This is a genomic window from Kitasatospora sp. NPDC058218, assembly GCF_042882445.1.
Lineage (GTDB): Bacteria > Actinomycetota > Actinomycetes > Streptomycetales > Streptomycetaceae > Kitasatospora.
In genome coordinates this window covers 133,664-146,544 of the sequence record NZ_JBHVWC010000017.1, presented here as the reverse complement: position 1 = coordinate 146,544, position 12,881 = coordinate 133,664, and the positions used below count along the sequence as shown (strand labels likewise).

At 73.1% G+C, this 12,881-nt stretch carries 13 protein-coding genes; 8 read left to right on the top strand and 5 right to left on the bottom strand.

What is annotated here, in order from left to right; translation table 11 throughout:
* Positions 1–249 precede the first annotated feature (249 nt).
* Positions 250–771 carry an ATP-binding protein gene (locus ACFVYI_RS13565; RefSeq protein ID WP_387884510.1) on the top strand — a complete coding sequence of 174 codons (522 nt, stop codon included), beginning with the start codon at positions 250–252 and terminating at the stop codon, positions 769–771.
* Positions 772–788: 17 nt separating this feature from the next.
* Positions 789–1,169: a VOC family protein gene (locus ACFVYI_RS13560; protein WP_387884508.1), complete on the top strand. Its 381-nt coding sequence runs from the start codon at positions 789–791 to the stop codon at positions 1,167–1,169.
* Between the two features lie 37 nt (positions 1,170–1,206).
* On the opposite strand, the gene ACFVYI_RS13555 is transcribed toward ACFVYI_RS13560, so the two are convergent.
* Positions 1,207–1,632: a nuclear transport factor 2 family protein gene (locus tag ACFVYI_RS13555; RefSeq protein WP_387884506.1), complete on the bottom strand. Its 426-nt coding sequence runs from the start codon at positions 1,630–1,632 to the stop codon at positions 1,207–1,209.
* A 328-nt stretch (positions 1,633–1,960) separates the two neighbouring features.
* Between ACFVYI_RS13555 and ACFVYI_RS13550 the strand changes: the two genes are divergently transcribed.
* Positions 1,961–2,890, top strand: coding sequence for an LLM class flavin-dependent oxidoreductase (locus tag ACFVYI_RS13550; RefSeq protein ID WP_387884504.1), 930 nt, complete (start codon positions 1,961–1,963; stop codon positions 2,888–2,890).
* A 111-nt stretch (positions 2,891–3,001) separates the two neighbouring features.
* Here ACFVYI_RS13550 and ACFVYI_RS13545 read toward each other — a convergent pair whose 3' ends face one another.
* From ACFVYI_RS13545 to ACFVYI_RS13535, 3 genes are all read right to left on the bottom strand, one after another.
* Complete coding sequence (locus tag ACFVYI_RS13545; RefSeq protein ID WP_387884527.1) at positions 3,002–4,384, bottom strand: aminopeptidase P family protein; 1,383 nt, start codon at positions 4,382–4,384, stop codon at positions 3,002–3,004.
* A gap of 211 nt (positions 4,385–4,595) precedes the next feature.
* Positions 4,596–6,218 (bottom strand): MFS transporter, encoded by a 1,623-nt coding sequence (locus tag ACFVYI_RS13540; protein WP_387884501.1) that lies wholly within the window; start codon positions 6,216–6,218, stop codon positions 4,596–4,598.
* A gap of 132 nt (positions 6,219–6,350) precedes the next feature.
* A complete protein-coding gene (locus ACFVYI_RS13535; protein WP_387884524.1) occupies positions 6,351–6,692 on the bottom strand; it encodes a hypothetical protein in 342 nt (113 codons plus the stop codon).
* A gap of 401 nt (positions 6,693–7,093) precedes the next feature.
* Here ACFVYI_RS13535 and ACFVYI_RS13530 point away from each other — a divergent pair, with 401 nt between their 5' ends.
* The 5 genes from ACFVYI_RS13530 (at position 7,094) to ACFVYI_RS13510 (ending at position 11,329) form a co-directional block, all read left to right on the top strand.
* A complete protein-coding gene (locus ACFVYI_RS13530) occupies positions 7,094–8,659 on the top strand; it encodes a hypothetical protein (RefSeq protein WP_387884499.1) in 1,566 nt (521 codons plus the stop codon).
* Positions 8,660–8,893: 234 nt separating this feature from the next.
* On the top strand, positions 8,894–9,343 hold the full coding sequence (locus ACFVYI_RS13525; protein ID WP_387884496.1) for a DUF6325 family protein: 450 nt from the start codon (positions 8,894–8,896) through the stop codon (positions 9,341–9,343).
* A 65-nt stretch (positions 9,344–9,408) separates the two neighbouring features.
* Entirely contained in the window at positions 9,409–9,699 is a 291-nt protein-coding gene (locus ACFVYI_RS13520; protein ID WP_387884494.1) for an SHOCT domain-containing protein, read from the top strand.
* A 136-nt stretch (positions 9,700–9,835) separates the two neighbouring features.
* Entirely contained in the window at positions 9,836–10,165 is a 330-nt protein-coding gene (locus ACFVYI_RS13515) for a hypothetical protein (RefSeq protein ID WP_387884491.1), read from the top strand.
* Between the two features lie 171 nt (positions 10,166–10,336).
* Positions 10,337–11,329 (top strand): aldo/keto reductase, encoded by a 993-nt coding sequence (locus ACFVYI_RS13510; protein ID WP_387884490.1) that lies wholly within the window; start codon positions 10,337–10,339, stop codon positions 11,327–11,329.
* An 84-nt stretch (positions 11,330–11,413) separates the two neighbouring features.
* On the opposite strand, the gene ACFVYI_RS13505 is transcribed toward ACFVYI_RS13510, so the two are convergent.
* On the bottom strand, positions 11,414–12,727 hold the full coding sequence (locus ACFVYI_RS13505; RefSeq protein WP_387884488.1) for a serine hydrolase domain-containing protein: 1,314 nt from the start codon (positions 12,725–12,727) through the stop codon (positions 11,414–11,416).
* Between the last annotated feature and the right edge of the window lie 154 nt (positions 12,728–12,881).

Below are 12,881 nucleotides of genomic sequence, written 5' to 3'. Positions count from 1 at the left end.
CAACCGCCTGCCCTCGTCGTCATCGATCTCACGGACCTGCACGCGTTCAGCCACGTGATCATTCTGACCGTCCGGCGCCCATCAGCACAGCAACCGGACGGTGCATCAGAAACGAGGCGAACGTTGTCTGATGCGGCACTAGGCGCGCCAATGTGACTGAGCGCTTCAGTGGCCAGGTTCCGGGAAGCGGCGAAGCAGTACCGGAGTTCTGCCGCGCCCGCGTCCCGCGCGACGCTAGCGTTGGGTCCCGTGATCGTATGGCTCAACGGCACCCACGGCGCAGGCAAGACGACGACCAGTGCACTCGTGCAGCAGCTGATCCCGGACTCACGGGTGTTCGACGCCGAGAAGGTCGGCGAGACACTCATGGACATCACCCCGGGGCTGCCCGCGACGGACAACTTCCAACACTGGCCGCCGTGGCGGCCGCTCGTGGTCGAAACCGCCCGCCGCGTACTCGACTACACCGGCGGCACGCTGGTGGTGCCCATGACCGTCCTGGTCGAGCAGTACTGGCGTGAGATCAGCACGGGTCTCTCCCACCATGCCATTCCAGTGCGGCACTTCGTCCTCCACGCCGATCAGGACACCCTGCGCGGACGCATCCTCGGGGATGCTCTTCTCGGCCCCTCCCCCTTCCGTCTCGCCTACCTCGATCCCTACGCCGAGGCGGCCCGCACGTGGCTGCACGCGGAGGCCGAGGTCGTCGACACCACACACCTCACGCCCGCTCAGACCGCCCTGCAGATCGCGGAGGCCCTCAGGAGCTGAGGTCGTGTGTTCCGTCCATGGCATGCCGTATCAGTGAGATCGTGCTCAAGTGTCACGACCCCGAGGTGCTGGCGCGATTCTGGTGCGAGGTCCTGGATTTCGTGGAGCTCGACCGCGAAGCGGAGGGCTGCATCGAGATCGGTCCGCGCGAAGGGTTCGGCGGCGTGCAGCCGACGATCTTCCTCATCCGTGACGGCGCGCCGAAGAACGGGCATGCCCGGCTGCACATCGACGTCAACCCCACCGATCGCGATCAGGACGCCGAGCTCGAACGCCTCCTGGCCGCCGGGGCCGAACTCGTCGACGTCGGTCAGCCTGCGGAGGCGTCCTGGCGCGTCCTCGCCGATCCGGAGGGCAACGAGTTCTGCCTGTTGAAGAGCCGCCTCGGCCCGATCTGACGCGGAGTCCTGACCACACCCGGGCGCCCTCGGCTCGTCAACCCATCAGCTCGGGCGCGAAGTAGTCACGCAGCCGAGCGATCTTCCCGTCGCGGATGCGGAAGATCTGCACCAGCGAGACCACCACGTCCTCTCCGACCCCGTCCCCGTCTTCCTCCCCGTCGAACACCGTGTCGATCTCGGCGATGAACACGTCCGGGTCGGCGGTGGCGTGCAGGACGTAGCCGGTCTTCTCGAAGTTCGGCGGGCGGGCGTCCTTCGGCTGTTGCGCGTAGTACTCCGCCATCGCGCCGCGGATCTCCTCCCGGCCCACCAGCCGCCGGGGGAAGGTGGCACCGGCGGGCAGGAGCGGCATCTCCAGGACACCGTCCGCGGTGAAGTTCTCCGCAAGAGCATCCGCGTTGCGGGTGATCGAACCGGCGTAGACGTACCTCTGGAAGATCTCCTGCGGCGTTCCGGACACGGTGGCCTCCCTGGGCTCGGACACAGAAGGCCACTCCATCACAACGACGCTTCCGGCAAGGCGATTTCCGGGTTCGGCCACGACGGCGGCACCACTGGTGAAGCCGGTGACGACCGCGCGCGGGGCCAGGACCGGCACGGGCCCAGGACGGGCTCAGCGCCGTCCTCCGCATGGTTCGCGGCCGAAGCGGGAATGCACCGCAGATGGTTCCCCATGCCGCGCTCCCCGGGGCCGCACCCGCCGCGACGCCGGCGCCCCGCCATGGCCGGGTCGCTCAGCGCCGTCGAGCAGCGGGACCGAAGCACCGACCGACGATCTGGAGTCCACCGTGCGCATCAGCGTCTGCATCCTGCCCGACCGGCCGTTCCCCGAGGCGGCCCCGATGTGGCGCCGCGCCGAGGAGCTGGGCTTCCACGCCGCCTACTCCTACGACCACGTCAGCTGGGGCGGGCTGCCGGACGGCGCCTGGTACGGCGCCGTGCCCACGCTGGCGGCCGCCGCCGCGACCACCTCACGGATCCGGCTCGGCACCCTGGTGTCGTCGCCGAACTACCGCCACCCGGTGCCGCTCGCGCAGGACGTCATGACGCTGGACACCATCAGCGGGGGCCGGTTCGTCCTCGGCTACGGCGCCGGCGCGCCCGACGCCGACGGCATCGTGCTCGGTCAGGGCGAGCCCGGCAGGGGCTGGTCGGTGAAGGAGCGCGGCGGCCGGTTCCGCGAGTCGGTGGAGCTGCTGGACCTGCTGCTCACCGGGGCGCCCGGGGGCCGGCCTCGGAGCACGTTCCGCGGTCGGCACTTCGACGCGATCGACGCCCGGTTGGAGCCCGGCTGCGTCCAGCGGCCCCGGGTGCCGTTCCTGTTGGCGGCGAGCGGCCCGCTCGGCATGCGGACCGTGGCGCGGTACGGCGCGGCCTGGGCCGTCACCGACGACGCGGACGTGCCGAAGGACGTCGAACAGACGGAGGCCTCGACCTGGGCCGCCCTCGCGGACCGGCTGGAGAGCCTCGACGCGGCGTGCGAGAAGGAGGGCCGCGACCCGAAGTCGCTCGGTCGCACGTTGCTGACCGGGTTCTCGCCGCTGCCGACGATGCGGTCGGCCGCGGCCTTCGAGGACGTCGCGGGGCGCTGTGCGGAGCTGGGGTTCACCGAGCTCGTGGTCCACTACCCCCGCGAGTCCGGCGTCTTCGCCACGCCCGCGCACGTCCTGGAGGAGATCGCGCCCGCGAGCCGCGGCGGCGGTGTCATCCTGCCCTGAGCCCGGCGGCCGACCGGCGCCCGCCCCGGCGGGGCGGGCGCCGCACCACGGCCCCGGTAATACCGACCCCGGGTCCAGGAATGCCGGCCCCGGGGACGCCCGGCCCAGAGCTCAGCGCAGCGACGCCATCCAGGCCTCGACCTCGTCCGCCTGGCGCGGCAGGCCCGAGGACAGCCACTGCGCGCCGTCGGCCGTGATGAGGAAGTCGTCCTCGATCCGGACACCGATCCCGCGCAGCTCCTCGGGGATGGTCAGGTCGTCGGGCTGGAAGTACAGGCCGGGCTCGACGGTCAGGACGTGACCGGCCTCCAGGACGCCGTCCAGGTACGTCTGGCTGCGGGCGCCGGCGCAGTCGTGGCAGTCCAGGCCCAGCATGTGGCCCGAGCCGCAGAGGGTGAACCGGCGGTACAGGCTGGACTCGGCGAGGGACGGCCCGCCGTCGGGCGCCAGGCCCCAGGCGTCGAGGCCCTCCGCGATCACGCTCATCGCCGCGTCGTGGAAGGCTCCGTAGCGGGCGCCGGGCCGCAGCGCGGCGATCCCGGCCGACTGGGCGGCGAAGACCAGGTCGTACACCCGGCGCTGGACGTCGGTGTAGCGTCCGCCGACCGGCAGCGTCCGGGTGACGTCGCCGGTGTAGAAGGAGTCGGCCTCGACGCCGGCGTCCAGCAGGAGGAGGTCGCCGTCCCGCACCGGTCCGTCGTTGTGCATCCAGTGCAGGACGCAGGCGTGCGCGCCGGCCGCCGCGATGGTCTCGAAGCCCAGGCCGTAACCGTCGAGGCGGGCCCGACGGTTGAAGGTGCCCTCGATCCAGCGCTCGCCCCGCGCGAGGCTCGTCGCGTGGCGCAGCTCGCCGACGACGTCGTGGAAGCCGGTCACCGTGGACCGGACGGCCGTGCGCAGCTGCTCGACCTCCCACTCGTCCTTGACCAGCCGTGACTCCGACAGGTAGGTGAGCAACTCGGCCTCGGCCTCGCGGGCCGGTCGGACCAGTGCGTCGACGAGCGCGTCCTCCCCGCGCACCACGCGGGTCGGGACGTGCCCGGCGAGCGCGCGCTCCAGGTCGTCCCGCGCGGAGGCCTGGACGCCGATGGCGTCGGCGGTCTCGGACAGCGTCCGGCGCCGGCCGACCCAGAACTCGCCGTGCTGGCGGCTGCTGTAGAACTCCGCGCTGTTCGGCCCGCCGTCGCGCGGCGAACGCGGCCGGGTGAACAGGGTGACCTCGTGCCCGCTCCCGGTGGGCTCGAAGACGAGGACGCTGTCGGGGACGGCCTGCGTCCCCTGCTCGGCGGTGAGGTGGACGAACGCGGAGTGCGGCCGGAAGGTGTAGTCGAAGTCGTTGCTCCGGACCTTGAGCCCGCCCGAGGGGACGACGATCCGCTCGCCGGGGAACCGCTCGGAGAGCGCCGCGCGCCGCTTGGCCGCGAAGGCCGCCCCGGGCACGGGCGGCAGCGTCACGCCGGTGTCCGCCCACCCCTGCTGGAGGCACTCGGCCAGTGCGGTCGACACCGCGCGGTCGTGACTTCCGGTACCGCGCGCCCGGTCCTGCTGCTCCACCACTCGTCTCCGATCACCGTGGTCCGATTCACGGCGAAACTACCATTTCACATGGCACACAGCCAGAGTCGGGGCAGCCGCAGGCCAGGCGACCGGCGGCGGCCTCGGGCGACCACCCCGAGCCGCGCTCGGAGAACCGGGCCGCCCGCGCCTACGCCGGCGCCTCCTCGCCGCCGGGCTGGGTGTCCGGAATCCGCTGGGTGAAGAACAGGGCGACGAGGGCGGTCAGGGCGAGGACCGCGAGGGCGGCGCGCAGACCGTCGAGGCGCGCGGCGGCGTTCGCGTCGAGGGCCGCCTGCGCGACCTCCGGGCTGGTACCGGCCTCGTCCAGCGCCGCCTGGAGCTGGACGTCCGACAGGAAGGGCGCACCGCTCTCCAACTGGACGGCCGCCTGGCCGGCGACCTCGGCAGGTACCGCCGGGTTCTGCTCGACGGAGGCCAGGAACGAGCTCGTCAGGGTGGCGATCATGATCGAGCCGGCGAGGGCGGTGCCGATCGAGGACCCGAGATTGGTGACGGCGTTCTGGATGCCGCCGACCTCCGCGCTCTTCTCGTCCGGGACGGCGGACACGGTGACGGCTCCGAGCTGCGACGCCAGCGCGCCCATCCCGAGCCCGATCAGCAGCAGCGGCACGGTGACGATCTCCGCACCCGCGTCCGCGTCCAGCGCGGCCAGCAGGGCGACGGCGCCCGCGAGCAGGGCGACGGTCCCCAGCCGCACCACCCGGCGCGGGGAGACGTCGGGGAACAGGCGCGGGATCAGGATCGCGGCGGCCAGCAGTGTCAGCGACAACGGCAGCAGCCTGGCGCCGGTCTTCAGCGCGGACAGGCCGAGGGCGACGGACAGGTAGAGCGGGACGACGAAGAACACGCCCATCTGGACGAAGTACTGGAAGAAGAACATCGTCAGGCCGCCGGTGAGCCGGCGGTTGCGGAGCAGTTCCGGATCGACCAGCGGCTCGCCGTGGCGCGCCACCACCCGGGCCTCCCAGTGGAGGAAGAGCCAGATGAGCAGCAGACCGGCCAGCAGCATCCACACGGTGAGCGAGACGCCCAACCAGGCGGGCGCACCGGGCTTGGGCAGGAACCACCCCCACGCGCTGGAGCGCAGCACCCCGTAGACGAAGAGACCGAGCCCGAGCGCGGAGAGCACGGCGCCGACCAGGTCGATCCGGGCCCGGTCGGCGGTCGGGGCGTCGGCGAGCCGGCGGGCGAACACCAGGATGGCGAACACGATGGCGACCTCGCCGGCGAAGACCCAGCGCCAGGAGAAGTACGTCGTCGCGACGCCGCCGATCAGCGGCCCCAGCGCGATCGCCACGGCCCCCGCCGCGGCGACGAACCCGTAGGCGGCCGGTCTGCGCTCGGCGGCGAAGTTGCCGGCGACCAGCGCCACGATCGCCGGGAGGATGAGCGCCGCCCCGATCCCCTCCAGGAAGGACCAGCCGAACAGGAGCACGGTCAGATTGGGTGCGAGCGCCGTCGTCAGGGATCCGCAGCCGTAGACGACGCAGCCGATCATGAACGCCCGCCGGCGGCCGATCAGCACCCCGACCTTGCCTCCCGGGATCATGAACATCGCCATCACCAGCGTGTACGCGGTGATGGCCCCCTGGATCCCGGCGACCGTCGTCCCGACGTCGTCCGCCACCGTCGCGATCGAGACGTTCATGACGGAGCTGTCGAGCGCCATCAGGAACTGCCCGGCCGCGAGGGTCGGCAGGACGAACCCGGTCGCGGCGGACCCGCCGTCAGTGCCTGCTCTGGATGCCATGGGCGGCATCGTCCCAGCGGCCGCGGAGGACGGCCGCGCGACGCACCACGATGTCAGCCGGTTGGACCGCGACCCGCCGCGCCCGGGACCGGGCCCCGGGCGCGTCAGGCGTCAGGCGTCAGGCGTCAGGCGTCAGACCACGTCCCGTCCTCGCAGCGTCCCCGCGCACAGGGCCCAGATGATGAAGATGTTCACGGCGATCAGGACGATGGCCCAGAACGGGTAGTACGGCAGCCACAGGAAGTTGGCGATCAGGCTCAGCCCGGCGAGGACGACGCCGACGGCGCGCGCCCAGACGGCTCCGGTGAACACCATGACCCCGGCCAGCACGATGACGATGCCGAGGATCAGGTGGATCCAGCCCCAGCCGGTCAGGTTGAAGCGGAACACGTAGTCGTTCGTCCGGACGAACAGGTCGTCCTTGGCGATGGCCGCGATCCCTTCGAAGATCGCCATCGTCCCGCCGAAGATCATGAGAACCGCCGCGAGCACGATCCAGCCGGACCGCAGCAGGTGCCCGGAGGAGCCGCTGGAGACACCTGCGGGTGGTGGCGGGTTGGCGCCTGCGGCTGGGGGGTTGAGGTTTCCGGCCATGGGGGCCTCCGAACTCTCGGGGAGCGCGCGGGCCCATCGATCCGGGCCCGGAAGCGGCTCCACGTTCCAGCGTTCCACACCCGTGCCGGACGCGCGCCCCGTGCCGGGAGGCCGGCGGTCCACCCGCCCGGGCGCCCTCGGGGCGCGGCCCCGGAGCCGCCGACCACCACCCGTACGGCCGTTCCCGCTGGTGGGCCGACGCGGGCGCGGCTCTGCTGGAGAGGAGCTACAACCACGTGCGCTCCACTCCGGGGCATGCGTCCGACCCAGGGAGAGTGGCGATGGCCCCGACGGACTCCGGAGCGGATCCCGCAGGAGCGGGCGGAGCGGAGCCGCCGCGCGACCGGCCCACGCAGCCCACGCAGCAGCCGTCCACCCCGCCGCCACCAACCTCCACCTCCCTGCCCTCCACCCCACCGCCCACTTCGCCGCCCCCGTCTTCGCCGCCGCCCTCTTCGCCGCCGCCCTCTTCGCCGCCGCCCTCGGGGCAGCCCGCTCCCGAGCCGCCGGACGAGGTCGGGCAGCTGAAGGCCCGGATCGCCGCGCTGGAGGCCGCCACCCCGCCACCCCGCCGGGAGCACCACCGCCTGCGGACCTCCGGGTCCGTGGTGGTCATCGTCATCGCGTCGCTGCTGTCCCTGCTCTCCGTCCTCGCGGTCTGGACGAGCGACATCGTCGGCGACACCGACCGCTACGTGGCCACCGTCGCGCCACTGGCCACCGAACCGGCGGTGCAGGACGCCGTCACCACCCGGGTCACCCAGGTCGTCCTGGACCAGATCGACGTGAAGGCGCTGGTCAAGCAGCTCTCCGACGCCGCGGCCGAGCAGGGCGTGCCGCCCCAGCTGGCGAACCTGATCGGCGGCCTGAGCGGGCCGATCACCAGCGGCCTCACCGACCTCGTCCACTCCACCGTCGACCGGGTCGTGACCAGCAGCGCGTTCGAGACGGTCTGGGTCGATGCCAACCGGCTGATCCACACCTCCCTCGACAAGGCCCTCACCGGCAAGGGGGGCGGTGCGGTGACGCTGACCAACAACCAGGTCGGCATCGACATCGCGCCGATCGTGGACAAGGTCAAGACCGAGCTGGTCGACGCCGGCCTCGGGGTCGCGGCCAAGATCCCACCGGTCCACACCGACTTCGTGGTCTTCCAGTCCGAGGACATCGGCAAGGTGAAGACGTACTTCCGGCTGCTGGAGCTCATGGGTTCGTGGCTCCCGCTGGTGACCGTGCTGGTGGCCGCCGGCGGCGTCTTCCTCGCGTCCAACCGGCGCCGGGCCCTGGTCGGCGCGGCCGTCGGCGTGGCGCTCGCCATGCTGCTGCTGGGGATCGTCCTGACCGTCTTCCGCTCCTTCTACCTCGACCACCTGCCGCCGGGGGCGAACCAGGCGGCCGCGGGCGCGGTGTACGACACCCTGATCCGGTTCATGCGCGCGAGCATCCGGGTGGTCTTCGCGGTGGCCGTCGTGACGGCCCTGGGCGCGCTGGTGATCGGGCCCTCCAGGGCCGCCGTCGCGATTCGCACCGCCTGCCGCCGCATGGTGGCGGCCCTGCGCGAGGTGCTGTTCGGCTTCGGGATGCGGCTGGGCCCGGTGGGCCCGTTCGTCCACCGCTTCAAGCGGTGGATCGGCGCATTGATCCTGGTCGTGGCGGCGGTGGTGCTGGCCACCTGGAACTACCCGACCACGGCGGTGGTCCTGTGGATCACCCTGGTCGTCCTGATCGCCTTCCTGATCCGGGAGTTCCTCGACACCGGCCCGGACGCGGGCGCCCCCTCCGCCGCCTCCGGCACCTCTTCGGGCCCGGGCACCGTCTCCGGCACCGGACCACCGGCCGGCGCCTGAACGGCCCGCGCCGATACCCGACGCCCGATACCCACGCCCGATACCCACGCCCGATACCCGACGCCCGACGCGGCCGGCCGGGACCGGGGCCGGGGCCGGGCCGAGATGCGCGGTGGTGCGGGCACTGTTGGAATGGCAGGAGCGGGAGCGGTCCCGCCCGTGCCACCCTCCCGGGCGCGCACCGCCACGGCGTCGGCCGGCAACCTCCGCCCGGTCGACCGGAGAGGAACCGACGTGAGCGACGAGCTGAACGAGACCGGACCGATCGACTACATCGTCGTCGAGTTCCCCGGCAGCCGAATGACCGGCGAAGGGCTGCCGCTGCTGGTCGACCTCGTCGACCGGGGCATCATCCGCATCCTCGACCTGGTCTTCATCCGCAAGGAGACGGACGGCTCGATCACCGGGATCGAACTCGCCGACCTCACCGGCGACGGCCTGCTCGACCTCGCCGTCTTCGAGGGCGCCTCCTCGGGCCTGCTCGACGAGGGGGACGTCGCCGACGCCGGCGCCGTCCTCGCGCCGGGCAGCTCCGCCGGCATCCTCGTCTACGAGAACGTCTGGGCCGCTCCCTTCGCCGCCGCCCTCCGACGCGGCGGAGGGCGGCTGGTCGCCGACGGCCGCATCCCCGTCCAGGCGGTCCTCGCCTCCCTCGAAGCGGCCGAGGGCAAGGACGGGAGCTGAACCCGTCGGACGGCCGGCAGGCCCGCCCCGGGAGTCGGCCCACCCCGAGAGTCAAGGAGATTCCCATGCCAGGACTTCTTCGCGGCGTCGCCCGTACCGCCGTCGTCGCCGGGACGGCGACCGCGGTCTCCAACCGGGTCTCCCGGCGGCAGGCCGGCCGCTGGGCCCAGCAGGAGCCGGCGCCGGCCCCGGCCCAGCCCGCCCCCCAGCCCGCACCGGCCGCGGCACCGGCCGCCGCGCCCGACGACATGGCCGCCCGGCTCGACCAGCTCAAGCAGCTCGGCGAGCTCAAGAACCAAGGTGTGCTCACCGACGCCGAGTTCGCGGCACAGAAGGCCCGCCTGCTCGGCTCCTGAGCGACCGCGACCGGCCGGGGCCCCGGGCCGACGGCGGCCCCCGGCGCCGGCCCGCCCTCGCCGCCGGTGCAACGATGGAGCCGGTGCCACGATGGAGACGAGTCGTCCTCGTCCGCCGCGACAGGGAGGCGGTTCCATGAGCCGCGAGTACCACTTCCACTGCGAGTACGCCGGCTGCTCGGTCACCGTCGGTGTCCGGCTGGCCGGAACGCGGCAGCTGGAGCTGCTGGTCGACGGCAAGGAGGTCGCCGTCGGCCAGGTCCACGGCCATCACGCCCAGCCGGGTTCGATCAGCACCACGCTGCCCACCGACCCGCCGCGCACGATCACCGTCGAGGTGGACCTGCCCGGCGCGGTCCGCGGCGTCCCGGCCGCCACCCTGGTCGACGGCGACACCCGCCTGCCCATGCCCGCCCGGGACGTGCCCCACCGGGCACGGCTGACCGAGGCCTCCTGGTACGGCTGACGCCCCCGGCCCCGAGGGACCGGGCCACGCGCGCGCCCGAGTCCGGGCGAGCCGGGTGGCCGCGGCACGGGTCGGGCCAGGTCAGGGGTGGTCCGTCGGCGGAGGCTAGGGTTCGGATGCGGATGGACGAACCAACGCCACCGCACCCGTACCGCCGAAGGGACCTTCGCCATGCCGACCGCACCCGTCACCGGACCCGCCGCCGGACCGTCGCTCGCGCGGTTCGGCCTGGGCACCGCCGCCGTCGGACGGCCCGGCTACATCACGCTCGGGCGTGACCTCGACCTGCCGGCCGGGCGCAGCGTCGAGGCGCTGCGCGAGCGGACCCACGCCCTGCTCGACGCCGCCTACGCGGCGGGGGTGCGGTACTTCGACACCGCCCGGTCGTACGGCCGCGCCGAGGAGTTCGTCGGCCAGTGGCTCGCCGCCCGGCCCGCCGCCTCCGACGTGGTGGTCGGCAGCAAGTGGGGCTACACCTACACCGCCGACTGGCGGGCCTCCGGGGTACCGGTGCACGAGGTCAAGGAGCACTCCACGGCGGTGTTCGACCGTCAGATCGAGGAGACCAGGGCGCTGCTGGGCGCGTGGCTGCAGGTGTACCTGGTGCACTCGGTCACCCCGGACAGCCCGGCGCTCACCGACCCCGCCCTGCACGCGCGGCTGGCGGGGCTGGCCGCCGAGGGCGTCCGGATCGGCCTGTCCACCAGCGGCCCGGGGCAGGCCGCCACCATCCGGGCCGCGCTGGAGGTGACGGTGGCGGGCCGGCCGCTGTTCGCCGCCGTCCAGTCCACCTGGAACCTGCTGGAGCCGTCCGCCGGGCCGGCCCTGGCCGAGGCGCACGCGGCGGGCTGGATGGTGGTGGTGAAGGAGGGAATGGCCAACGGGCGCCTCGCCGACCGCAACGCCACCGGCCCCGACACCGCCGCGCTGCGCGCTCTGGCCGCCCGCACCGGCGCCTCCTGCGACGCGCTCGCCCTGGCCGCGGCCGCCGCCCGGCCCTGGGCCGACGTGGTGCTCTCCGGCGCGGCCACCCCCGGACAGCTGGCCTCCAACCTCACCGCCGCCGGGATCGACCTCGCTCCCGCGGAGCTGGCCGCTCTCGCCCCGCTCGCCGAGCCCGCCGAGGAGTACTGGCGCACGCGCGCCGCGCTGCCCTGGGCGTGAGCCGTCGCCGGGCGGACCGGGCGCGAGCGAGGTCCGGACGCAAGCGGCGGACCGGGGCTGTGCCCCCGGCCCGCCGCCCAACGGTCAGATACGGGTGTCCTCCACCACCGGAACGGCGGTGTCGGACGTGCCGGCCCCGTCGTGCGGCGCCCCGACGCCGGGCGCGGTCAGGGCGGACCGGGGTGCGGCGGCGGCCGGCTGCTTGCCGCAGAAGGCCGGCTCCAGCACGCTCATCAGACCCGTCGTGACGGCCCCGTTGTTGGAGGCGTTGGCGAAGACCACGACGCTGCGCCTGCCGTCGGGGGTGACGAAGCTCTGGGTCTGGAAGCCCTGGACGATGCCTCCGTGGCCGAGGACGTTCCCGCAGGAGAGCGCGATCCGCCGGACGCCCAGCCCGTAGCTGATCTTCGCCGTGGGCGTGGGGAGGACGTCGGTCATCTGCCGCAGCGAGTCGTCCGAGACGAGCCCGCCGGCGCTGCCGGCCAGCAGTGCGGTGAGGAAGCGGTCCATGTCGGCGGCGGAGGAGATGACCCCGCCCGCGCTCCACAGCCAGGAGGCGGTCTGCTCGGTGGAGTCCAGCAGCGGCTTGGTGCGGTCGTCGTTGGTCAGGTAGCCCGTGATGTGCGGGCCCGCGATGCTCTTCTCGGGCACCACGAAGGAGGTCTGGCGCAGCTTCAGCGGCTCGATGATCTCCTCCCGCAGCAGGTCGGCGTAGGCGCGGCCGGTGAGGTGCTCGACCGCGAGCCCCATCAGCACGTAGTCCGTGTTCGAGTACGCGTACTTCGTCCCCGGGGTGTACTGCAGGCCGTGCTTGACCGAGAGGGCCACGAGGTCCTGGGGCGCGTAGACGGTGCTGCGGATGCGCGCCTCGAAGGCGCTCGTGGTCTCCTCGCCGGCCTGTTCGAGCAGGTCGTTGGTGTGGTCGTAGACGCCCGCGCGGTGCTGCATCACCTGACGGCCGGTCATGGTCCAGCCCTCGGGCAGGGTGCCCTGCGGCAGGTAGTCGCGCAGCGGCTTGTCCAGGTCGATGCGCCCCTGTTCGGCGAGGCGCATCACGAGCACCGAGGCGAACATCTTGCTGTTGCTGCCCACCCGGAACTGCCGGTTCGCCTTCATCGGGGAGCCGTCGAGGTCGGCCTTGCCCATGGTCAGCGACCAGGTGAGCTCGCCGTTGCCGTGGTCCCTGATCACGGCGAAGGCGCCGGGCGCTCCCGCGTTCAGGGTGTTCTGCAGCGCGGTCCGCACCCCGGCCGTGTCCGGCACGGGCGGGTCGGCCGGCGCGGCAGCGGCGGCGTCCGTTCCGGCACCGGCCATCAGCAGTGCGACGGCAGCGGCCACCGCCCCCGAACGCGCGAGCCCGATCTTCACCAGCGGCATGGTCACCCGTTTCGTCGACATCTCGCGCGACGGTCGCGCGCGGACCAAGATCATATCCTCCTGGACACGACAGGAATTGACGGTCGGTCACCTCGGGATCCGGCACCGAGGCGCTCCGGCCGGCCGTCCCCGCCCACCCCCGCCCACCACCGGTGACAGCAGCGTGACCGTGCGC